This window comes from Clostridium sp. MCC353 (assembly GCF_018785315.1).
GTDB lineage: Bacteria > Bacillota > Clostridia > Lachnospirales > Lachnospiraceae > CHH4-2.
Genome location: NZ_WQPN01000109.1, coordinates 12,601 through 34,539, shown reverse-complemented (window position 1 = coordinate 34,539; position 21,939 = coordinate 12,601). Strand labels below are relative to the sequence as shown.

The window sequence follows — 21,939 nt, the reverse complement described above, 5'->3', positions numbered from 1 at the left end:
TGGCGAAAAGAGGAACAAGACGGATATGAGAAAGAGGATTGGCCGAATAGCGGGATTATCTTTGTGTTTGACATTGTTATTTTCCAGCAATGCGTTTGCTGAATGGAGACAGGATCAGGGAAACTGGTGGTTTGTGAATGCTGATGGGAACTATGCAAAAGACGGATGGCATTGGATCGATGGCAGGTGTTACTATTTTACCCCGGAAGGATACTGTCTGATGAATACAAAAACCCCGGACGGCTATGAAGTGGATGCCAGCGGAGCCTGGATCATTGGCGGGGTGGTCCAAACACAGCAGTATACCCCGGTAAAGGGCTGGAATGACGTGAACGGCGTGTGGAAGTATTATACGGGAAACAAATACATAACTTCCGATTGGAAGACGATTGAGAATAAACGCTATTATTTTGATGAAAACGGCAGTATGGTGAAAGGTTTCCAGCACATCAACGGGGATCAGTATTATTTTAATGACGACGGCTCCCTGCAGCTGGAGTCATTTACCATGGATGATATACGGTACATCATAAAGGAAAAAGGCATTATTGCGGATGAAATCGATGAATTTGACTGGTTCACAGGGAATTACCGGGATTCCGACGATGACGACGATGATGATGACGATATCTCAGACTATTACGATAATTCATGGTATTATGATAATTCAAGCTATTATGACAACGATGATTATTATGATGACTATATTGGCCGGGATGAAAACGAGGCATTTGAAGCGGACGAAAGCAGTTACGCCTATGAGGTGTTTGAGATTGTAAACAGAGAGAGGAGAAAGAACGACAAGGAATCTTTGGAATGGGATGAGGAACTGGCATACTGCGCCCAGGAGCGGGCCAACGAAATCCAGGAAGATTACAGCCATACCCGCCCGGACGGAACTTCCTGCTTTACTATTTTAAAGGATGAGGGCATTTCCTATTCAAGCTGCGGTGAGAATATAGCCTATGGGCAGAGATCACCGGAATCCGTCATGGATTCCTGGATGAACTCGTCAGGACATAAAAAGAACATACTAAAAACTTCATTTGGACGGATGGGAGTTGGATGCGCTTATATTAATGGGACTTATTATTGGGTGCAGATGTTTACGGATTGATGAAATGGCGCGGGGTAATAGTTCAGACAGGTCTGAACTGTTACCCCGCGCAAGCGTTATCCGGATATTTGGTGAAAATACTACGCTTGCAATGGATGAAGCCCAAAGTTCAGGAATGGCAGGAAACCCGGTAGTCTATTGGGGATATCTGGATGGCAGTAATTTTGTGAGTTTAGGATCATGGGAATCCAGCATGCAGGGGACGATGCTGATGAATGAAGGGATTCTGGGCGGAAAACATTATCCTGTGATCAATCCGGAACAGCTTGCAAAAGATAAGGCCGACGGTTCAGTCTATTCCAAAACTTATGTGGCAATGATAAATGCTGTTAATACGACAAACTATGCAGATGATTACATGGGATATTTTTTTAAACTAAAACAGGGCGGTACAAATGTGTCATCCGCGGCGTGGAAGCAGGACAGTGCGGGCTGGTGGTATGATAACGGCGACGGAACCTATCCGGTGAATCAATGGAAAGAGATAAAAGGCAGATTTTATTATTTTGGATCGGACGGGTATATGCTTCATGATACGGTAACGCCGGATGGTTATCAGGTAGGGGCGGATGGAGTCTGGATTCAATAACAGCAAGAAACATTCCATTTTTACAATCATCCAGTTAAAAACTGTGAAAAAACATGTGTTAAGTGAATACAGCGCCGGGATTCCCGGCGCTGTGTCTATTCAGCTATTAAATTAAAGATTTTCCCAATTCTTTCTCAAACGGTCCCGGCGTAGGATTTACGCTTCGTTTCTCGCCCCAGTAATCCCTGTCAAAGAAGATCGGGCTTCCGTCCGGATTCTCAAATTTCTGTTCCGGTTCAAATGCTTCGCCCAAAACTTCGGTTGAAATGAAAGGAGTGGCAAGCTCCGGCATGCAGTCATAGAGGTTGGTATCCAGATAATATGCGCCGTCTTTTTCCGCTAATTTCACGTACACATCCTGTCCGGTAACTTCGGCATAATTAACCTCTTTATCACATGGCTTTGCACCGTTAAAGAATACATTTCCTCCTGTATAAACAGGAAGTTTTGTATAGTATTTGCTTCTGTCTTCCACAGCTCCCTTGTCATTTTCCTTCTTGAACAGGGCTTCGTATTCATCCCAGGTAGGATAGCCGTTGAATTCTGCGGTTCCTGTTACGGTGCCTACCAATTCGATGTTATTTGCTTCGATGAAATCCGTATAAGCTTTCGGAATCGGGTTCTGGATGAATATGTTGTTGTAGAACCGGTTATCGCCGTGTAAGAAAGTCATAAATCCGGCCACTTCCGTTCTGTGAGGAACGTGATACGGCGTATATCTCGGTCCGGTAGCCGGGCTGCCGTTGTCGGTTCCGCCGCCTACACTTGTAAATGGCCCGCAGATCAGGTTATGTACATAGGCAACGCCCTGGGTAGCAAGACGTCCTGCATAAGCGGATAAAAACAGGTTGTTGTCAACAAGGGTAGGGCCGTGGCTCACTTCTATAAATAAATCTTCCCCTAAAGACAGCTTGGTTGTCAGCTCCGCATCTTCCGGCGGCATATTGTCGTGGAACAGGTTCTGGGTGATACGGGTTCCCTGTGCCTGCCAGTCAACCCAAATGCCTCTTGTACAGTGATGGATGTGGTTTCTGCGGAAAATAACGTCGATTGCCGCGTGGAGCTTGATTCCGCCGATCTCAGCGCCCGTTAACTGCTGTTTTGTGTTGATGTCATGGATATGGTTGTCTTCAATGATGGAGAAGACACAGCCTAAATGTCCCACAATTCCGGTCTGTTCACAGTCGTGGATATGGCATCTGCGCACGATATGGGAACCGATATTCTCTTTTGTCCAGCCTTCGATCTGGGCCTGGCAGATGGCGTCACGTTCGGTCTGGGTTCCGTGTTTCAGACGTTTCAGGGTCCATTTGTTCTCATTATTAGGCTGCAGATATTTTCCCAGGGAAATGCCGCAGCACTTGGAATCAGAAACTTCACAGTCTTCAATGATCCAGCCTTTGCTCCAGTGTGGCCCGATCATGCCTTCCTGATAAGCTGTAGGCGGAGCCCATGTGGTCGCAGCCTGTTTTACCACGAAACCGGAGAGGGTGATATAGTTGACGCCGGTTTTTTCAGGATAGAAGCAGTTTCTGCGCACATTGATTTCCACATTGTTTTCATTGGGGTTATTGCCCTGGAAGTTTGCGTAAATAAGGGTGGTATCATCTTCCTGGCAGCTGTACCACTGGTAAACGGAAAATTCATGATCCCATGAAGGCATATAGACCTGAGGGTCCAGCACAGAGTCAAGGGAATCTGTCTCATACATGGACTTGCCGTTTAAATAAACCTCGCCGGTGTGCAGAACGATGCTGCTGTAATACCAGTCTCCCCCAATCTCTGTGGTATAAGGGTTGTAAGAACCGAAAATCCCGTTTGGAATGCGGGCAACCCATACGTTGTCCTTATAGTGCTCCCAATTTTTAACCGGTTCCGCACCTGAAATGATGGCCCCTCCGATCACTTCGGAACGGTAAACGATAGGTTTTCCCTCTTCACCGCCGTTGATTGGATTTACATATTCCCGGTAAATACCTGGCGCTACGATGACTTCGTCTCCGGCTGCTGCGATCTGTGCAGCCTCGCTGATCTGCTTAAATGGCTTCTCTTTTGTTCCGTCTCCGCCGCGTGCCGCATCATATGCTACATAGTAAACCATATGTCTCCTCCTTATTGCGCTCGAGCGCATTTTTCTTTAAAACTAACATATCTATACAAAGATGTCAATAATATTTCAGTTAAAACAATATTTTTTGGTAATAATTCGTAACAGACAGGTCTGCGCATTTACTGCGCGGACCGTACGAAAACACAGCGGCTGCAGGCATCCAGCCCCTCGCCGCAGGCAGCTTTAATGGGACTTTCTCTATCAATTTTCACATTGGATGTCTGAACCGTTATATAATTCCGGGGACAGGCTCTGCGCAATATAGATATTTAAATCAGTGTAGTAAATGTCCTTTTCCGGCTCTTTGCCAAGGGCCAGCTTGTTGAATAAAATCTCCAGTGCCAGACGGCCCTGGTTTTTGGAATCCTGGGATATGGTGGCGGATACCAGGCCATTTTCCAGCATGGGTTTCATGGGATCCACCAGGTCGTTGGTGATGATGCGGACCTTTCCGGTTCCCATGGCTTTGGAAATGGCATGGCAGACGCTGTAGTCCCCCGGATTTACCAGATAAATGATATTCATATCGGGATGACTGCGAAAGGCCTCATTTACCGTATCATAATGATCCGGCATATCGTCTTTCAGGAGATAGGTCCCTGCGATCCGGATGTTGGGATAACGCTCTTCGATCTCCTGCTGAAATCCCTTCACCCGTTCTTCGTAGCTGAACGGATTGGAAGCCTGGTTGGTGAAGATCACCACCCGGCCACAGTCATTGCAGAGCAGCGCGGCCAGGCCGGCGGCCAAACGCCCCGCCTTTTTATAATCGCTTCCCACATAACAGCACCGTTTGCAGGAAGGGTCATCCACATTAAAGAACAGGATTGGAATCTGCATGGACACCGCTTTTTGAATCATTTTCACGACGCCGGGGGTATTGCCGGGGGCGACCGCTAAAGCATCACAGTCGAAAGACTGGGAGAGCCTTTCCAGCTCCTCTTCGCTGAGAGGGTGGTCCCGGTCAAAGGTATAAAATTCTACCTGAACCCCAAATTTCTTCAGATCCTCCGCTTTTTCAAGGGCCCCCTTGCGGATTTCACCATAAATGGGGGCCTTTTTTCCTGTGGTGGAGCAAAAGCCGATTTTCAGTTTCCGTTTTCTGGCGGCCAGGGCCTTTCCTGCTTCATTGGGCTGGTAATCCAGTTCGCGTATGATTTGGCTGATCTTTTCGGCTGTCTCCGGTTTTACGGCGCCTCTGTTATTGATCACCCGGTCCACGGTTCTTCTGGATACTCCGGCCAGTTCGGCGATCTGTTTGATTGTTGCCATTGGATCCCCCTCCCTACTGTTTTTCTATGTCTGAGTAATAAATCTGCTTTTTGGAATACATCTGCTTGTCCGCTTTGCGGTAAGTGCTGTGCAGATTATTGTCTTCCTGTTGGTCATAAATAGCATATCCCCATGAAAACGTCAGCTCCGGGGAGAAAATCAGTTTGTTGAATTCCCGTTCTAATGCGTCCATCAGCGCCTCTATTTTCTGTTTATCCGCCTGAGGGACCAAAATCACAAATTCATCCCCGCCGATCCGGTACATAACCGCTTTTTTCGTATCCAGGTTCTGGTAAGCCCTGGAAATGCAGGTGATATACTGATCCCCTTTTTCATGTCCGTAGGTGTCGTTGACCTTTTTTAAGCTGTTCAGATCAATGGAAATAACCCCCATCTCTTTTTCCAGCTTCATGGCTGTGATGTTATCCATATCGGTTTGGTAGGCATTCCTGTTTTTTAGCTGGGTCAGATAATCGGTATTGGCCATATCATGATAAAACGGATTGGATATATGGCGGAACAGGGCTCTGGATATCAGGCAGGCGATTAGGCCAAACAGTAATATGAACCAGGGCAGGAGAAGCCTTAAATTGCGGTAAGTCATATATTGGTGTTCTGCCTCGAATTCGATGCCGATCACGCCGATTACCTGGTTTTGATCGTAAATGGGAAGATAGGTGATGAAAATCTTGCCCCATTCCGTGTCCTTAATTTTATCAGGCAGAACCTTTTCCCCTCCAAGAGCTCTTTTCATATCCGGGTAGATTTCGCTTTCGATGGGATCTCCCGGATAGCGGAAACTGGGATTATCGGGATCTAAGCCGTCGATCACATAGATAAATTCCCCCTGTTCATTCTCCTTGGCCGTATACAGATACATGACTCCGGTGACTTCCTTAACGCGGCGGAAAACATCATGGGCCTGTGCATAATCCTCGCTGTTAAAATCATCCCGGGCCGAGATATTGCTGAATGTATCGGCGTCCAGATACGGAGCGATATAGGCGTAGATGGATTCAACCTGGTCATTTAAGCTCTTTAAAGTATCCCTGTATGTTATATTATATTGTAAAATGAAGCTGGTAAAGGTTAAAACGGCAACGATCACGGCTGTAAATATAGACACCTGAAGGTCCACGCGTTTCCAATAGTTTTTTTTCATGAGAAAATCCTTTAACTGATCGCAAAAATATTAGAGTTATATAGGTATCATATAATGGAACGAAGGAAAGGTCAATAAATAAACAGGAATACGGTCATAGCTTCCGCTGCAGTCCGCCGTCCTCTTCCGGGCTTTCAGCCCCCTCTGTCGGCCCCTTTTCCGGCTTGATGAAAGTTATTAAAGATGATAAACTGATAAATGGACTAAAATAAAAATTCCATGGAGGATTCGGATGAAAAAGAGCTTTAAATTTTTAATAGGCGGCATAATCGCATCTGTTGTTATTCTGGTGGTAATCGTGGCTTTATTGGTGGGTAAGCTGGTTACTCATAAGAAAACGCCGGCTGCATTTGAACAGTTTTCCGTATATGCGGAGGAACAGGGATATATATTTGAGGAAGAAACAGACATGATGCCAGAGGGATTTGGAAAATACGGAGTGGCTTATCAGGAGAATGAAGATCAGGATTTTGTGATAACCTTCAGTGAATGCCCTGATGTGGAGGGAGCAGTCAAGCTATATAACAAGAGTGAAAGTTTAATCACCGAAGAGTACAAAGGGGCCGTATCCAGCCATGTCAATGTAAACCTGGGAAATTATTCTAAATATGAGCAGACCAGCGATGGGATCTTCGCTGCTGTTGCCAGAGTTGAAAACACAGTGCTTTTCGTCCATTCCAAGGCGGAGGATAAAGAAGAGCTGCAGGATTTCATAAAGGGATTAGGGTATTAGGTATTCGCCGGGGGCGGCAGCATTTTTATGGTTTTTCAAGCAGCATTCCGCTGCTGTAACGCGGCTGCCGGTAAGCAGTCTGCTGATAAGGAGAAGGAGGGGTTGTCCAGATGGATGAAACAGAGAAGAGGATACTTGAAATCATTGACAGCAAAAGGGAGGAGATCATAGGATTTGCCAGAGATATCTATGATCATGCGGAACTGGGGTATAAGGAGTTTGAAACGGCGGCTAAGTTTGAAAAGGTTTTGCGGGATCACGGGCTGAGATACGAGAAAGGCCTGGCTGTTACCGGAGTGAAAGGCTATTTGAATGAAGAGAAAAAGGATCATTTCTCCCTGGCCCTCATCGGTGAACTGGATGCGTTGAGGATTCCAACCCATGCCCATGCCAACCCTGATACGGAAGCGGCCCACTGCTGCGGCCATCATGCCCAGATGGCCGGTATTATGGGAGCGCTGCTGGCGCTTTGTGACGACAGTGTTGCCAAAAGCATGGACGGGCAGGTCATTTTCTTCGCGGTCCCTTCAGAGGAGTATGGGGAAATCGAGTTTAAGAACCAACTGAAGGCGGAGGGGAAGATTGTATATGGAGGCGGAAAAAGCGAACTGATAAGAATTGGGGCATTTGACGATGTGGATATGAGCATTGTACACCACACCCAGGAAAATGACGAAGTTACCGTGGGAAGCGGGACCAATACGGGGTTCGTCTCCCAGGTTGTCCGTTACCTGGGCAGGGAGGCCCATGCCGCAAGCGCGCCTGAAAAGGGGATAAATGCCTTAAATGCGGCCTCCATTGGACTGACCGCCCTCGCATACCAGCGTGAAACATTCCGGGACGAAGATTCAGTCCGGGTTCACCCCATCATAACAAAAGGCGGAAACCTGGTTAACGTGATTCCAAATGAAGTGGTCATCGAGACTTTGATCAGAGCCAAAAATGTGGAGGCCATGGAAGACGCCTATTTTAAGACCACGAGAGCGTTTAAGGCGGGAGCGGATGCTTTGGGAGCCGGGTATGTGATAGAAACCATGCCGGGATACCTCCCTACCTTGGGCAGTGAAGCGAATCCGTCCATGTACGAAGCCGCCCTTTTAGCGTCCCCGGACTGGGCGGTTAAAAAAGCCGATCCCCGCAGCCACAGCGGCGGTTCCACGGATGTGGGGGATGTGGAGCACATCCAGCCGGTTCTCACCTTCAATACAGGCGGGGCCAGGGGCGGAGCCCATACCAATACATATGAGATTTATGATGAGGAACTGGCTTATGTGGTTACGGCTAAGATATTTGCATTGACAGCGTATAAACTGCTGAAAGACGGGGCTGCTGCGGCGAAAAAGGTGAAGGACGGGTATAAGCCTAAGTTTACGAAAGAGGAGTATATTGCGTTTATGGATAGTAAGATGGTGAGGGAGGAAAAGGAAATACAAAGGACTTGAAATGGATGAAGACAGGGCTTTAAACAGGGGCTGGAGCACTATTTTAGTGCCTCAGCCCCTTCGTCATTTTACATTTGATATTACTTTTTTAGGTAAAGTTTTCCCTTCAGCGTTTCGCAACTTTAATTTTCTGCGCCCCGTCACACAGTCCTTCAAACGGTCCAACCGTCATCTTGCCGGCCGGCCGCACATTTCCGAAGAAATCACTTTCAATGCAGAGCGGCGTTCCGTCCGGTCTCTCATAAGGAAGTTCCGGTTCGAATGCGATGCCGAGGAAATCGGTGGTGATTGTCACGGTTTCTACCTGGGACAGCCTGTTTCCGAAATCAAATTCCAGATAAACCCCGTCCTCTTCCTCACTGATCTTAACCACCGGTTTTTCGTCCGGGAACACTAATGTGCCAGGTTCTTTGCGGTATGGTTCTGCGTCGTTAAAATAGAGATTTGATCCGCAGTGCATAGGAAGTCTGGCATCCGCAAATTCATCCACCGTATGCAGTTTTTCAAACCAGTTTTCCTCATCCGTAGGGCATTCGTTGTAGAGAGCCAGCCCTTTGGGAACGCTTCCGTCTTCTAAAAGGTTGGCATCCGCATGGAGCCAGCTCGAAGTATCGATGTTCTTTTCCTTTTCCACATTTTCCGGCTGGGTTCCGGTGAAAATGTTATTGTAATACCGGTCGTCGCCGCCGATAATCGTCATAAATCCGTGTACTCCTGTTTCGTGCGCATAGTGGTAAGGGGTGAAACGGTTGGTAACTCTGGCCCAGGAGATAAATCCGGCAAACAGGTTATTGACATAAGCGCCGCCCTGTGACAGGTCTCTTACATTTTTCATGGAAAGCATGATGTTGTTGTCCACCACATAAGGCCCGTGGCTCACTTCCACAAATAAATCTTCCGTATCATTATCGTACAAAAGATTGCCTGAAATACGGGTTCCCTGGGTCTGCCAGTCCATCCAAAGGCCGCGGTCACAGTTGTGGATGTGATTGTTGCGGATCTGGCAGTCTAAAGATGCGTGAAGTTTGATTCCGCCGACTTCAGCACCGTTGAACATCCTTTTATGGTGAATATTATAAATGTGATTGTTATAAATCTGGCTGAACACTTCTCCCAAATGTCCGCATATTCCCGTCTGTTCACAATCATGGATCACATTATTCCGGACGATGTGGGAGCCGATGGTTTCCTTGCTCCATCCCATATGTAAGGCGTTCATGATGACATCCCGTTCCCTCTGGGTTCCCTGTTTGGTCCCCACTAAAACCCATTCATTGTGCCCGGTAGCTATTTCTTTTCCAAGGCTGATGCCGGAGTTTTTCGCATTGCTGATCTCATTGTATTCGATGATCCATCCCTTGCTCCAATGCGGCCCGATTAGCCCCTCCTGAAGCGCCGTAGGCGGAGCCCAGTTGGGAGCTGCCATGGTGAGGTGGAAGCCTCGCACGGTAATGTAATTAACCCCGGTCTTCTCAGGCCAGAAACAGAATTTTCTTACATTGATTTCAATTGTATGTTCAGAAGGATCAAATTCCCCGAAGTTAGCATAAATAGTAGTATTTTCATCGTCCACTTCGCTGTACCAGGAGTGTAAAGACCATTCCGGTTCTCTTGCCTCTGAAAATGGCACCGGATTCATAACGCCGTCTAAGGAAGCCGCTTCAAATAAGGATTTTCCATCAATATAAACTTCGCCCAAATGGAAAATGCGTTCCAAACTCTTAAACCAGTCTCCCCACACCACCTCTTTATAAGGGTTAAAATCCCCGAAAAATGAATTGGGAATCACAGTTTTATAAACGCTGCCTTCTACTTTATTCCAATCCGTGATCACCTCTCCGCCTGAGATCACAACCTTTTCTCCCGGAGCGGCCTCATAGGTGATCCTTTCATTTTCTCCGGTTCCTCCGTTTATGGGATTCACGTATTCCCGGTAAATGCCTTCATGAACCGTAATAGTATCCCCTGCCATTGCCAGACCGGCTGCTTTTTGAATTGTTTTGAAAGGCCGTGTTTCCGTACCTGAGTAAGTATCGCATCCATTGGGTGAAACATGAAAATGATTTGCCATAGATAAAACCTCCTGCTATAGTTCGTGTTGTCCGCTACCTTTACATTTTACATTGGCCAGGCAGGGTTTAACAGCGTGGGATATACCAAATTTTTATTGTTATTTTGTATATTTTACCAGTTAAGGGAGATATGTGTAACAAAATGAAACAGGTGTAAATTGGGAACAGTTGTGATAGAATGGTTTTATATCATAAAAATCGATATAAAATTCCGGCCCCGCGTCATTTTGACCGGTCTGGAATTCGATATGAAAGGAAGAGAGGAAGGTTTAAAAGAAGTGGCAGAACGAATCAAATTAGAAAGTTTGCAAAATACAAGAGATCTGGCCGGATACACCACAGCAGACGGCAGAATCATCCGCCCCAAATGCCTGATCCGAAGCGGCGCCCTGGCCGGAATGAGCGAAAATGACAAAGAGATTTTATTTGGAGAATATGGCGTCCGCACCGTGATTGACCTGCGCACCGGCATAGAAGCGGATGAAAAACCGGATCCGGTGATCCCAGGGGTAAAGAATATTTTCAATCCCATTTTAAATGAGGAAACAGCCGGTTTCACCCATGAAAATGAAGACGGCGAAGGGGTGGACATGTTGGAAGGATTCCTAAAACATGCCAAATCCCTAAACGGGCACCCGGAAATTTATATCAACCACCTTTATGAAAACTTAGTGCTGAATGAACAGGCCGTTAAACACTACGGTACATTTTTAAATCTCGTTTTGGAAGCTGAGCCGGGAGCGGTCTTATGGCATTGCAGCGCTGGCAAAGACCGGGCCGGTATGGCTACAGCATTTTTATTAACCGCCATGGACGTGGACCGGGCCAATATAATCCGTGATTTTACCGCATCCAACGGTTTCCTTCAAAAAGAGACAGAAGGAATGGTCGCTCTGGTTCGTTCCAGAACTTCCGATCCAGATCTGGAAAAATGCGCAGAAACCCTGTGCCAGGTTCACGAATCCTATATCCAGGCAGCATTTAAGACGATTGAAGAGCGGTTTGGGGATATGGATACCTACATGGAAAATGAATTGGGATTTGGACGCGAAAAAAGAGATAGGCTGAAGGCAAAATATTGTTAGAGGGAATCTTTATTTAGTTGATTAGCAAAAGTAACGCCATGAATCCAGGGAATGGGGACGGACGAGGGCGGAGGCCTGCTTGGAGGTGTGACGCCGGGCGGAGCGGAAGCCGGTTTTCATCCCCGACGGATGCCCCTCGGCCTGGCCCCTTCCAAAAATCCGGCCATCTGACCGCCCCCTCCTCCCGCTTTTCTGCGTAACTTTCTCCCCTAAATCCCAATTTCACATCAAGTCATATCATCCCTGAGCGCCTCAATGATATTTTCCTTTTTTATCCTGCTGACCGCATACAGCATGGTTATGAATATCACAAAAAATACGCCCGATATACTGATCAGGATACTCTGCCACGGTAATAGGAAGCTGATTTCAGCCCCGCCGATGACCATCCCTTTATAGATCAGCCAAGAGAGGAAACAAGATGCCGGAAGCCCGGACAACAAGGTTCTCATACCGTAAAATGCGCACTCAAATCTCATCATCTTGTTGAAGCCCCGGTCGGACATCCCTATGGAGCGGAGCATGGCCAGCTCCCGACGGCGCAGCTTGATATTTGTGGAAATGGTGTTGAACACATTGGCAGTGGCGATCAGTGAAATCATAATGACAAAAACATAGGTGAACAGATCCACCACAAATGAGATATTACGGTTCTGCTCCAGCATTCCATAAACATTGTCCAAGGTATAGCCGGAGGCAATCCCTTCACTTTGAATGATGGCCTCCATTTCCGCCAATGTTTGGGATGGATTCTCCGACCGGAAGGTCAGACCCAGTTTGGTGCGGATGACAGCTCCGGACGATTCAAATTTCTGTTCATACATCCCTTTTGACTGGTAGGGGGCGACTGCTGTGAAGACGTAGGGCGTCACTTCGGAAGGCCGTTTGGGAAGCGTGTCAACCGGGATGGAGTCTACAAAGGTTATGTTCAAATTCAGGTCCGTATCCGTTTTTGATCCGCCAGATGTGCCATATGTGTCAGATGTGCCGGACGGGAGCTGAAAAGTCATGGTACGGTCTGCGAACATATCGATCAGGACGGTACGGCCGTTTTTCCCGGTATCCTTTTGTTTGACTTTGGCGGCCGCCGGCAATTTAGCATTTTCACCGGTGTACTCTTGTGGAGATAAGCCAAGGTCTTCCACGTAATGCTGGTAAATGCTGTCTTCAATGAACTGGATGTCGATGGGCAGATCGATGGACAGGTCAATGGACATGCCGGTAGGCAGATCGATGGGAAGGTCAAGGGGAGCGTCTGCCAGGCCGCCGCCTGCTGTTTCCCGGTAAGCGTCTGAAAAATCCCTTGTATTAACGGTAATCGGACACGTTAATACGGCTTGGTAGGAACTGTCATAGACACCGGATGCATGTTTCAGCTTATCATAAAGGCAAAACAGCTCATCTTCGTCCATATCCTGGGTATAGAAACAGATATCATAATCAGTTTCCATTGCCGCCTGTTCCGCCGCCTGCTTCAGATGAAGCCCGAATGCATTTGACGAAACAAACAGCGCCATGCTGAAAGACAGTGATAATACGACACTCCGGTAACGCTTTTTATTCCGTTTAAAGTTTTTTAATGCGAGAGTTCCCTCCAAACCCCAGATGCGCTCCGTTAATTTAGAAGTTTTCACCGCTTTGCAATCGACTTTGATCTCATTGGTCTGGCGGATGCATTCCATTACGGGAGTTCCGGCCGCTTTCCTGGCCGGGAGATAGGCGGAAATCAGGATCGTAATCATGCTGACTGCGGCCGCCCCGGCAATAATGGGCAGGGAAACCGTAAGGGTCAAAGGTACGGTATCATAAAAAATGTTTCTGAAATTTTTAGATACCATGGAAATGACCAGGTCAATGCTGGGGATTCCGATGAGAATTCCAACCGGTATGCCGATCAAACCGATGCAGAATCCCTCGAATAACACAGAATTCCTGAGCTGATGTTTGGTTGCGCCCACCGAGGAGAGGATTCCAAACTGGCGAATGCGCTCATTCAGAGAGATGTTGAACGAGTTATAGATCAAAAAAATGGAACCCAGCATGACCAGTGCGACCAAGATTCCGGCAACTGAAAACAGAAGCGCGTTAAACAGCTTATCATCAGAAAGGCCCATAAAACGCAGCACATCATCATTTAAAATATAAGCATAGTTTCCAGCCTTGGCGGCAGCGTAAGCACGGACCTGTCCCGGGTGATCCAGGGTGACATAAATATTGAAACTTTCCATTTTCCTGGTGGTGTCCGCTGTTGTTATCAAGGTATACCCCGGGGCAGTAAATTCTTCAAATGAAGGTCTTTGGCAGATGCCCACAACCGTGTATTTTTTCTGCTCTTTAGGCACAAACCGTTCACCGTTTTCTCCCGGCCGGTTTCCCGAGAGATAAGGATCATGCTGTCCCAGGCCGCCGCTGGCATCCATCCGGTTTCCAACATCCAGTGTAAGGGTGTCCCCCACTGAAAAATTAACGCCGCCGTTTGCCTCTAAGTGGGCAGGAACGAGAATTTCGCCGCTGTTTTCAGGAAGTCTGCCGGAAAGCAGTTTTATGGGCAGATGGTCAAATGTTTCCCTCCCGAATCCGGCGATAAAGAGATAAGGTTTCTCAGGGTTTTCCCCTCCTTTAAGCTCTGCGTAGCCGATATTTTCTAATATTGCCGTCTCCGCCGCTTCTTTATCCCGCAGCCGTTCCTGTACAAAAATGGGATCCACATCCAGAAACCCCACATGCCAGGTGCCGTATTTTATAACCGCGCCATTTACCAGGAATTTCTGCAGGGAAACGGCGAAGGTGGCAACCGCTGTGATCATGGCGGCGGAAAGGATGACTCCGATAATTGTCACAATTGTTCTTGTGCGGCTCTTTTTCATGCTTTGAAGGGTGACTTTATGAAAAATGTTCATGGCCTCACCCTCTCATCCTTCACCACTTTGCCGTCCGAAATGCCGATAATGCGGTCCGCCTGCAGAGCGATATTCTCGTCATGGGTGACAATGATCAGGGTCTGGCGGTATTTTTCATGGCTCAATTTGAGCAGATTGATGATTTCCCGTCCGTTGCGGCTGTCCAGGCTGCCTGTGGGTTCGTCGGCCAGCATGACAGCAGGGGCGTTCATCAAAGCGCGGCCGATGGAAACCCGCTGCTGCTGTCCGCCGGAAAGCTGGTTAGGCAGATGGGTTCTGCGCTCCTTCAGCCCCAGCAGGTCCAAAAGTTCATTCAGCCGCTCTTCATTGACCTTCCGTTTGTCCATCAAAATGGGCAGGGTGATATTTTCCACCACATTCAGGGTGGGAATCAGGTTGTGGAACTGGTAGATCAGCCCCACCTGCCGCCTGCGGAAAATGGCCAGTTTCTCATTGTCTGCGGCATAAACGTCCTGTCCGTCCAAATAAACCTTTCCGCCCGACGGCATGTCCACGCCGCCAATGATGTGGAGCAATGTGGATTTACCCGAGCCGGAGGGGCCGGTGATGGCGGTAAACTCCCCTTTTTCAATGGTCAGGGATACATGGTCAAGGGCAGTAACCTGGTTTTCCCCTTTGCCGTAAACCTTGCATAGATTTTCTATTTTTAAAAACTCCATTATGTGAGCCTCCTTTTTATAGCTTACCCATATAATAGAACCTTTAACTTACATCCCGGTGACATCCAAGTGAGAGATCCGTCACTTTGGAAAATGAATGACAAAAAGCGCGCCGCCCTGGGCATGGTTCTTAGCGGTAACGGCGCCGCCCTGCCTTGTTATGATCATTTTACAGAGAGCCAGGCCGATCCCGTATCCTGCGGTATTTGCATTTTTACCCCGGTAGAATCTGTCAAACAGGCAGGCCAAGTCCTCTTCCTTTAAAAAGCCGGGCCCGCTGTCGTGGATGGAAATCTGGGTGAAGAGGGGGGTATCGGCGCAGGTGATCTCAATTTTTCCATTTTCCCCCGCGCTTTCCATACAGTTTTTCAGGATATTCTGAACCGCCTCGGAAAGCCAGGCAGAATCGCCCTGGATGAAAATCCCCTTGGGCGCATCAATTTGTAAATCAATCCCGTGCAGCTCCATGGGGATCAGGAGCGGGCGGACCGCGGCATGGATTATGGCATTGACATCGGTCTTTTCATTTTGGAATAGTGCAATGCCCGCGTCCAGCCGGGATATTTTAAGCAGGGAAGTGATCAGCCAGTCCATTTTTACCAGCAGTTCCTCCAGCTCCCGCACAAATGTCTTCCGCCTGTCTGCGTCGGTTTCGTCTGCCAGCAGTGACAGAATCAGGTTTGCCGATGTGAGCGGGGTTCTGAGCTGGTGGGCGATGTCCGCCAGAGAATCGGCAAGATGACATTTTTCCCTTTTCAGCGCCTCATTCTGTTCCCGGATTCGCAGCGTCATTTTTGTTATTTCGCTGTTCAAAATAGAAAGCTCGCCCTCGTCCAATTGGTTGATATACAGGCGCTCCGCATCATGAAGCACCAGATCGATTTGGCTTGAAATTTGGGCAATGTTCTTGTACCTGGTTTTGGTAAATATAAAAAATGCAGCTCCAAAGGCAGCGGAAGAGAGGAGGGCCAGGACACCGGCCCCATTTCCAAGCGCAAACCCCAGGGTTACGGACACTGCGGCCATAAAAAGGTACAAAATGGAAAAATGCCTGAATTCCCGGTTCCTAAACATATCCGTCCCCCAATCTGTACCCGGTTCCGCGGACGGTCAGAATGATCCGCGGGCTTGCAGGATCGTCTTCTATCTTCTCCCGCAGGCGTTTGATGTAAACGGTCAGGGTATTGTCATTGACAAATTCCCCGGCAGCGTCCCACAATTCATCCAGCAGCCTGCTCCGTGTGATGATAATTTTAGGATTGTTGATAAATACCAGCAGCAGCCGGTATTCTAACGCGGAAAGGAATACTTCACGGTCATTTTTTGTCACTATGCCGCCTGACGTATCCACACGGAGGCCCTGTATTTTGAACACCGTCCCCTGCCGTCCGCTTTTTCGAAGCGCGGCCCCGATCCGGGCAATCAGTTCCCGGGGGCGGAATGGTTTGGTGATATAGTCGTCCCCGCCCAGGTTCAGCCCTGTCACAACGCTGGCTTCATCCCCGGAAGCGGTCAGAAAGATGACGGGAATGTCCCGGGTTTCTTTGATTTCCGTACAGACCGTAAAACCGTTTCCGTCGGGCAGGGAAATGTCGATTAAAGCCAGGTCGAATTTATTCCCGTCAAGCGCAGCCAGGGCTTCTGCCTGAGTGAAGGCGTGGGTGATGGAAAATCCCTCTGAGCGCAGCAGGAGTATGAGATTTTTTGCGATCGTTTTATCGTCTTCAACCAAAAAAATACGTTTCATTTCATATACCGTCCTTTTAAGCTGCTGCATTTAAGCTGCTGTATTTAAGTTACTGCATCTGTCTTACCGGATTATGAAAAAATGTCCCCGGTTTTACTCTGTGTTTGTTTCCTTGCGGATCAAATCCATTAAAAAGACATGGGCGTCGGTCAGCTCCAGGTTTTTCCTCCGGATCAGAGCTGTCATCCGGTACAACTGTGGAGAAAGTGAGTAATAATCCAGGTCTCTGTGGATAACATGCTTAATTGGAAGAAAGGCGGCGCCTATGCCGCCGGAAATCAGGCTGCGTATCATATCGGCCTGATTCAGGCTGAAGCCGGCAGAGGGGATGTTTGGCAGCTCTTTAAAGAAGTCATCCACTAAATAGCGGATGCAGTTTCCGGGTTTCTGAAGGATAAAGTCCCCCTTTTCCAGAATCCGTGCCGCTTGGGAGGCAGTTAATTTTTCCCCGGGCGGATAGAGGCCGCGGCATGGATGGGCGGAAGGGAGGACAAAAACCACCTCTTCATTTTCCAGCGCTTCGCTGAGCCCGGGAAAATTCCGGACAGCGCAGGTTGTAACCAACGCCAGGTCAAAACTGCCGTCCATGACGGATTTTTCAATATTGGATAAGTTGGAATCCAGGATTTCTACTTCCGTATGGGGAAAATGTCTCCGGAATTCCGGTAAAACAGAATATAATTTCTGTAAAGTTTTTGCAGAAGAGCTTCCTATGGTTATGAGCTGTATCTGTGATGCCTGCCGGATGCTCTTGTATGCGGATTTTTTTAATTCCAAAGCCTTTTTCGCGTATGAGATGTACATTTCACCCAGGGGAGTGGGGATGAGTTCGGATTGTCCTCTGGTAAAAAGAGGGGCTCCCAGTTCCTTTTCCAGCTTGCTTAAATACTGGCTCAGGGAAGACTGGGAGACGTACAGGGTTTTGGCGGCATTTGTGATATTTCTCTGCTTATCAATTTCTGCAATATATTCTAAATATCTGGTGTCCATAAATATTACCTCATTTGGCCTGGATTTTACAATAGGTTAGAGAGGGGCGGCTGGAACATGGGATAATATTCCTGTATCAGGGAGATTATCATCTCTTCCCCCGGTGTGAGAGGGCGGCAGGCCTGGCGGGAGATGAAGTTGATCCGGCAGGCCCGGGGATTGAGCCGGTAATACCGGATGGCCGGGCTTGGCAGGGCACAGCTGGCCGGGAGCATGGTGACGCCAAACGCTTTCGATACCATGGCCGCGGCATGGTGCATGTGTTTGATCCTGCATGTGGAAGCGGGAAAGAAATTGATCTGCCGGAACAGCTGTTCTTCAATCCTGCGGACATTGGAATTCTCCGCGGCCAGTATGAAATGATCTTCCGCGAAATACCGGCCGATATCCTCAGGTGTGATCTGACGTTCAGGGTTTGGAAGGCGGCAGAAGGGATGATCCCCATGGACCGCAAACAGTATTTCCTCTTCCCCCAGGATCTGATTGCAGCCCGGCATCCCATTTAAAGAGGTGGCCGCCATAAGAGCGATATCAGCCTTTCCTTCCTCCATCATTTTTTTAATCTGTGTCTGGGTCTCCTCAGAGAATTCCAACGTACATTCGGGGAATTCCTTTTTAAAAATGGGAAGGATGTGGCACAGAAGTTTTAATGCCCATGATATGGAAGCGACCAGCCGAATATGCTCAGAATGGATAAGGAGAGCGGCTTCCCGCTTAAAGTTCTGCTCCATGGCCTGAATATCACGGCAGGCGGCCAGATAGATCCTGCCGGAAGGCGTGGGATACAGTTCCCCGTCATGCCTCAGAAAGAGGGCGGCGCCCAATTCCTCTTCCAGTTTGGAGAGATACTGGCTTAATGTGGGCTGGGAGATGGACAGGGCCTTTGCGGCTCTGGTTATGCTTTTGTAACGGTCGATTGCCAGAATGTAGTTGAGGTATTTGATGTCCAATGGAGTTCCTTTCTTTTTTTCATGAAGCGTGTTACATGAAGCGTGAAGGCATTTTCGAAAATGCCTTCACGCTTTAATGTCAACCCCGAAGGCATTTTGAAAAATGCCTTCACCCTTCATGTTAAATTTTACGTCAATTCCAGATTATAACTGTCAATAATATTCTTCATACTCCTGTTTAAATGATTTTCCATATCTTTCCGGGCCATATAAGGATCTCCCTTTATAATATCATCCAAAATAGCCCTGTGTTCATCGACAGAGATCCTGTTGTGCTCCTGTTCTGTAACGGTCTTCCCAAAGGAACTCCCATTCCATAAAGAAGTCAGCATGGAGTACATCTTTTTATTCCCGGCGGCCTTCCAGATAGAGGTATGGAAGAGCTGGTTATACTCCCTGAATTCCTCCGGCGAAAATCCGTCTTTTTTCTCCTCAATCCGTGTCTGTCTCAGCAGCAGTTCGGACACGTCCATACGGGATAAAGCCGCTCTGGAAACAGCTTCCCCTTCTAATATAATGCGCACGTCAAAATGATCCCGTATCATGTCAACGCTGATACCCTTGACGATCGCCTCTTTATTCAGGCGCAATTCGATCAGCTCTTCTGAAGCCAGCATTTGAAATGCTTCCCGTACCGGCGTGCGGCTCACCCCTAATTGTTCCGCAGTCATCGTCAGGGAAAGAGTTTCTCCTTCCTTATATTCACCGGATAAGATTGCTTTTCTGATAATGGAAGCAATTCTGTAACGGGTTGGCAGTATATTGACAGTTTCAAGTTTTGCAGCCATATGTTCCCCCAAAATGTATTATTTTAAATGTAACAGTTCAGACGGCGGGAAAAATGATAACGAAAGCGGCGTCAAGCTTGCTTGTAAGCGGGTTTCGTTATCATTTTTCACATCGGATGAACATCCGATGCTTCTTGACCGGTATTTTCGGTCAAGAAGATGGAACGTTTGAACCGTTATATTCAGACATGCTGCAGCCACGGTAAGGCATGTCCGGATACCTGGTTTAATATTAGCATAAGGAATATTTAAATGTCAATGTTTCCAATTGTATGCAGAACGAAAAAGTGCACAATTAAAATACCGTAAATCCCCAATAATATGTAAATATACTTTAAAAATAATTGACATAACTCTAAATATGTGCTATAAATGGCTTAGATTGCATACGATATACGATATGTGAAATACATAATGCAAATGTAAACAGATTCCGGTTATAAGGCAGGAAGTACAACAGGCCGCCGGAACAAATTAAGAAGGAGGAGACAGCTTGCACGCCATAGAAAAAATACTGGCCAAAAACAGTGGAAAGAAGTCAGTGAAAACAGGAGAAATTATAACTGCAAAAGTGGATTTTGCAGAAGTTAATGACCTTTATCTCCAAACGATTTATTCTTTCAGGGAGATGGGAGGCAGAAGGGTATGGGATAAGGACCGGCTGGCATTTGTATTTGACCATTATGCTCCGGCGCCAACCATCCAGTCGGCATCCAACCATAAAGAGATGAGGGAATTTGTAAGGGAACAGGGGCTCACCTATCATTTTGATATCAATGCTGGAGTGTGTCATCAGGTTATGCCGGAAAGCGGCCTGATCTGCCCGGGGTCTATTGTGGTTGCCACCGATTCCCACACCACAACCCATGGGGCATTTGGAGCCCTTGGAACAGGAGTGGGGGCGACGGATATGGCTACCATCATGATTACAGGGGAATTGTGGTTCCGCGTACCGGAAATTATTGAAGTGAGAATTGACGGAACGCCTATGGACGGCGTTATGCCTAAAGACGTGATACTCCATATATTAGGGGAAATGAAAGCGGACGGCGCGGTTTATAAAGCCATTGACTTTACCGGCACTTATGTAGAGCAGCTGGATGTTGCCGGACGCATGGCCATCTGCAATATGGCGGTGGAGATGGGAGCGAAGACCGCCTATATGCAGCCCAATCAACAGGTTATGGATTACGTTTCCAAACGTGCCGTAAGAGAATTTGAAGTACAGGAAACCGATCCAGGATATCAGTATGCAGAACAGTATCATTTTGATATCAGCGGCATGTCCCCTCAGGTGGCGGTTCCCCACAGCGTAGACCAGGTAAAACCGATCGAAGAAGTGGAGCCGGTTCATGTGGATCAATGTTTCATAGGCGCATGTACAGGGGGCCGTGTAGAAGATATTGCTTCGGCTGCCGGGATTTTAAGAGGAAAGAAGATTGCCAGAGATGTCCGCTTGATTATCATTCCGGCATCTACCGAGGTACTGCGCACCTGTATAGAAAAAGGATATCTTCAGGATTGCATCGATGCCGGTGCGGCTATTTCAACTCCTGGATGCGGGCCATGTCTCAGCGCCCATGAAGGAGTTCTTGCCCCCGGAGAAGTTTGCGTGACCGCTTCCAACAGAAATTTCCCGGGCAGAATGGGAAGTAATCAGGCGTCAATTTATCTGGCGTCACCTATGACTGTGGCGGCATCGGCCCTGACCGGCGTGCTGACCGACCCGAGAACCGTGATTGGAAAGGATGTGTGAGAAGATGGAATGTGTATACAAAGGAAATGTCTCAGTGCTGGGCAATAACGTGGATACCGACCAGATTTACCCGGGAAGATATCTGGCTCTGGTGGATCCGGAAGAGATAAAAAGCCATTGTCTGGAAGACTATGAAACGCTCCACCGGCAGTTTAAAAAAGGGGATATTATTGCGGCTGGCAGTAATTTTGGCTGCGGTTCCAGCAGAGAACATGCGGTAATCGCTATTATGCATATGGGCGCTTCCATGGTAATTGCAGATTCATTTGCCAGAATCTTTTATAGGAATGCTTTGAACCTGGGGCTGCCGCTGATGGTGTGCCGGGGGATTTCAAAGAAGGTAAAAGATGGGGATGTGCTGGAAGCCGATATTGAGACAGGGGTGATAAAGAATTTAACCCGGGGTGAAGAATATGCCGGGGAATGTGTTGGAGAATATGCGCTGGAGATTCTGAAAGCGGGAGGGATTAAGCCGCTTATGAGGAAGAGGATGATGGCGGAGAAAGAATAAATTTAACGCGAAGGGTGACACGAAGGGTGAAGGCA

At 47.8% G+C, this 21,939-nt stretch carries 18 protein-coding genes; 7 read left to right on the top strand and 11 right to left on the bottom strand.

Features of this window, described 5'->3' with window-relative positions; genetic code table 11:
- Positions 1-25 precede the first annotated feature (25 nt).
- Positions 26-1,117, top strand: a complete 1,092-nt coding sequence (locus GPL15_RS18425) for a CAP domain-containing protein (RefSeq protein WP_215700164.1) — start codon at positions 26-28, stop codon at positions 1,115-1,117.
- A 91-nt stretch (positions 1,118-1,208) separates the two neighbouring features.
- Complete coding sequence (locus tag GPL15_RS18420) at positions 1,209-1,706, top strand: hypothetical protein (RefSeq protein ID WP_215700163.1); 498 nt, start codon at positions 1,209-1,211, stop codon at positions 1,704-1,706.
- A 106-nt stretch (positions 1,707-1,812) separates the two neighbouring features.
- Here GPL15_RS18420 and GPL15_RS18415 read toward each other — a convergent pair whose 3' ends face one another.
- From GPL15_RS18415 to GPL15_RS18405, 3 genes are all read right to left on the bottom strand, one after another.
- Positions 1,813-3,807, bottom strand: coding sequence for a right-handed parallel beta-helix repeat-containing protein (locus GPL15_RS18415; RefSeq protein ID WP_215700162.1), 1,995 nt, complete (start codon positions 3,805-3,807; stop codon positions 1,813-1,815).
- A gap of 210 nt (positions 3,808-4,017) precedes the next feature.
- On the bottom strand, positions 4,018-5,088 hold the full coding sequence (locus tag GPL15_RS18410) for a substrate-binding domain-containing protein (RefSeq protein ID WP_215700161.1): 1,071 nt from the start codon (positions 5,086-5,088) through the stop codon (positions 4,018-4,020).
- A gap of 13 nt (positions 5,089-5,101) precedes the next feature.
- A complete protein-coding gene (locus GPL15_RS18405; protein WP_215700160.1) occupies positions 5,102-6,250 on the bottom strand; it encodes a GGDEF domain-containing protein in 1,149 nt (382 codons plus the stop codon).
- A gap of 232 nt (positions 6,251-6,482) precedes the next feature.
- On the opposite strand from GPL15_RS18405, the gene GPL15_RS18400 reads away from it, so the two are divergent.
- Entirely contained in the window at positions 6,483-6,983 is a 501-nt protein-coding gene (locus GPL15_RS18400; protein WP_215700159.1) for a hypothetical protein, read from the top strand.
- 110 nt (positions 6,984-7,093) lie between these two features.
- Positions 7,094-8,425, top strand: coding sequence for an amidohydrolase (locus tag GPL15_RS18395; RefSeq protein WP_215700158.1), 1,332 nt, complete (start codon positions 7,094-7,096; stop codon positions 8,423-8,425).
- 106 nt (positions 8,426-8,531) lie between these two features.
- Here GPL15_RS18395 and GPL15_RS18390 read toward each other — a convergent pair whose 3' ends face one another.
- Entirely contained in the window at positions 8,532-10,496 is a 1,965-nt protein-coding gene (locus GPL15_RS18390; protein WP_215700157.1) for a right-handed parallel beta-helix repeat-containing protein, read from the bottom strand.
- A 171-nt stretch (positions 10,497-10,667) separates the two neighbouring features.
- Between GPL15_RS18390 and GPL15_RS18385 the strand changes: the two genes are divergently transcribed.
- Complete coding sequence (locus GPL15_RS18385) at positions 10,668-11,582, top strand: tyrosine-protein phosphatase (RefSeq protein WP_215700156.1); 915 nt, start codon at positions 10,668-10,670, stop codon at positions 11,580-11,582.
- Between the two features lie 227 nt (positions 11,583-11,809).
- On the opposite strand, the gene GPL15_RS18380 is transcribed toward GPL15_RS18385, so the two are convergent.
- From GPL15_RS18380 to GPL15_RS18350, 7 genes are all read right to left on the bottom strand, one after another.
- The gene (locus GPL15_RS18380) at positions 11,810-14,482 is read right to left on the bottom strand and encodes an ABC transporter permease (protein WP_215700155.1); all 2,673 of its coding nucleotides are present in this window, start codon (positions 14,480-14,482) and stop codon (positions 11,810-11,812) included.
- Positions 14,479-15,162 (bottom strand): ABC transporter ATP-binding protein, encoded by a 684-nt coding sequence (locus GPL15_RS18375; protein WP_215700154.1) that lies wholly within the window; start codon positions 15,160-15,162, stop codon positions 14,479-14,481. The genes GPL15_RS18380 and GPL15_RS18375 overlap by 4 nt, the downstream gene beginning before the upstream one ends.
- 81 nt (positions 15,163-15,243) lie before the next feature.
- Positions 15,244-16,236 carry a HAMP domain-containing sensor histidine kinase gene (locus tag GPL15_RS18370; protein WP_215700153.1) on the bottom strand — a complete coding sequence of 331 codons (993 nt, stop codon included), beginning with the start codon at positions 16,234-16,236 and terminating at the stop codon, positions 15,244-15,246.
- Positions 16,229-16,909, bottom strand: a complete 681-nt coding sequence (locus GPL15_RS18365) for a response regulator transcription factor (RefSeq protein ID WP_215700152.1) — start codon at positions 16,907-16,909, stop codon at positions 16,229-16,231. The genes GPL15_RS18370 and GPL15_RS18365 overlap by 8 nt, the downstream gene beginning before the upstream one ends.
- A 93-nt stretch (positions 16,910-17,002) precedes the next feature.
- A complete protein-coding gene (locus GPL15_RS18360; RefSeq protein ID WP_215700151.1) occupies positions 17,003-17,899 on the bottom strand; it encodes a LysR family transcriptional regulator in 897 nt (298 codons plus the stop codon).
- Between the two features lie 26 nt (positions 17,900-17,925).
- Positions 17,926-18,849 carry a LysR family transcriptional regulator gene (locus GPL15_RS18355; protein ID WP_215700150.1) on the bottom strand — a complete coding sequence of 308 codons (924 nt, stop codon included), beginning with the start codon at positions 18,847-18,849 and terminating at the stop codon, positions 17,926-17,928.
- Positions 18,850-18,977: 128 nt separating this feature from the next.
- Complete coding sequence (locus tag GPL15_RS18350) at positions 18,978-19,637, bottom strand: GntR family transcriptional regulator (protein ID WP_215700149.1); 660 nt, start codon at positions 19,635-19,637, stop codon at positions 18,978-18,980.
- Between the two features lie 493 nt (positions 19,638-20,130).
- Here GPL15_RS18350 and GPL15_RS18345 point away from each other — a divergent pair, with 493 nt between their 5' ends.
- Together GPL15_RS18345 and GPL15_RS18340 are read left to right on the top strand one after the other, a co-directional pair.
- Positions 20,131-21,393, top strand: coding sequence for a 3-isopropylmalate dehydratase large subunit (locus tag GPL15_RS18345; RefSeq protein ID WP_215700148.1), 1,263 nt, complete (start codon positions 20,131-20,133; stop codon positions 21,391-21,393).
- Between the two features lie 4 nt (positions 21,394-21,397).
- Positions 21,398-21,904: a 3-isopropylmalate dehydratase small subunit gene (locus GPL15_RS18340; RefSeq protein WP_215700147.1), complete on the top strand. Its 507-nt coding sequence runs from the start codon at positions 21,398-21,400 to the stop codon at positions 21,902-21,904.
- The last annotated feature ends 35 nt before the right edge of the window (positions 21,905-21,939 follow it).

Excerpts from the sequence above, each read along its gene's own strand:
- GPL15_RS18425 (WP_215700164.1), top strand. The coding sequence starts at position 26 with ATGAGAAAGAGGATTGGCCGAATAGCGGGATTATCTTTGTGTTTGACA.
- GPL15_RS18420 (WP_215700163.1), top strand. The coding sequence starts at position 1,209 with ATGGATGAAGCCCAAAGTTCAGGAATGGCAGGAAACCCGGTAGTCTAT.
- GPL15_RS18415 (WP_215700162.1), bottom strand. The coding sequence starts at position 3,807 with ATGGTTTACTATGTAGCATATGATGCGGCACGCGGCGGAGACGGAACA.
- GPL15_RS18410 (WP_215700161.1), bottom strand. The coding sequence starts at position 5,088 with ATGGCAACAATCAAACAGATCGCCGAACTGGCCGGAGTATCCAGAAGA.
- GPL15_RS18405 (WP_215700160.1), bottom strand. The coding sequence starts at position 6,250 with ATGAAAAAAAACTATTGGAAACGCGTGGACCTTCAGGTGTCTATATTT.
- GPL15_RS18400 (WP_215700159.1), top strand. The coding sequence starts at position 6,483 with ATGAAAAAGAGCTTTAAATTTTTAATAGGCGGCATAATCGCATCTGTT.
- GPL15_RS18395 (WP_215700158.1), top strand. The coding sequence starts at position 7,094 with ATGGATGAAACAGAGAAGAGGATACTTGAAATCATTGACAGCAAAAGG.
- GPL15_RS18390 (WP_215700157.1), bottom strand. The coding sequence starts at position 10,496 with ATGGCAAATCATTTTCATGTTTCACCCAATGGATGCGATACTTACTCA.
- GPL15_RS18380 (WP_215700155.1), bottom strand. The coding sequence starts at position 14,482 with ATGAACATTTTTCATAAAGTCACCCTTCAAAGCATGAAAAAGAGCCGC.
- GPL15_RS18375 (WP_215700154.1), bottom strand. The coding sequence starts at position 15,162 with ATGGAGTTTTTAAAAATAGAAAATCTATGCAAGGTTTACGGCAAAGGG.
- GPL15_RS18370 (WP_215700153.1), bottom strand. The coding sequence starts at position 16,236 with ATGTTTAGGAACCGGGAATTCAGGCATTTTTCCATTTTGTACCTTTTT.
- GPL15_RS18365 (WP_215700152.1), bottom strand. The coding sequence starts at position 16,909 with ATGAAACGTATTTTTTTGGTTGAAGACGATAAAACGATCGCAAAAAAT.
- GPL15_RS18360 (WP_215700151.1), bottom strand. The coding sequence starts at position 17,899 with ATGGACACCAGATATTTAGAATATATTGCAGAAATTGATAAGCAGAGA.
- GPL15_RS18350 (WP_215700149.1), bottom strand. The coding sequence starts at position 19,637 with ATGGCTGCAAAACTTGAAACTGTCAATATACTGCCAACCCGTTACAGA.
- GPL15_RS18340 (WP_215700147.1), top strand. The coding sequence starts at position 21,398 with ATGGAATGTGTATACAAAGGAAATGTCTCAGTGCTGGGCAATAACGTG.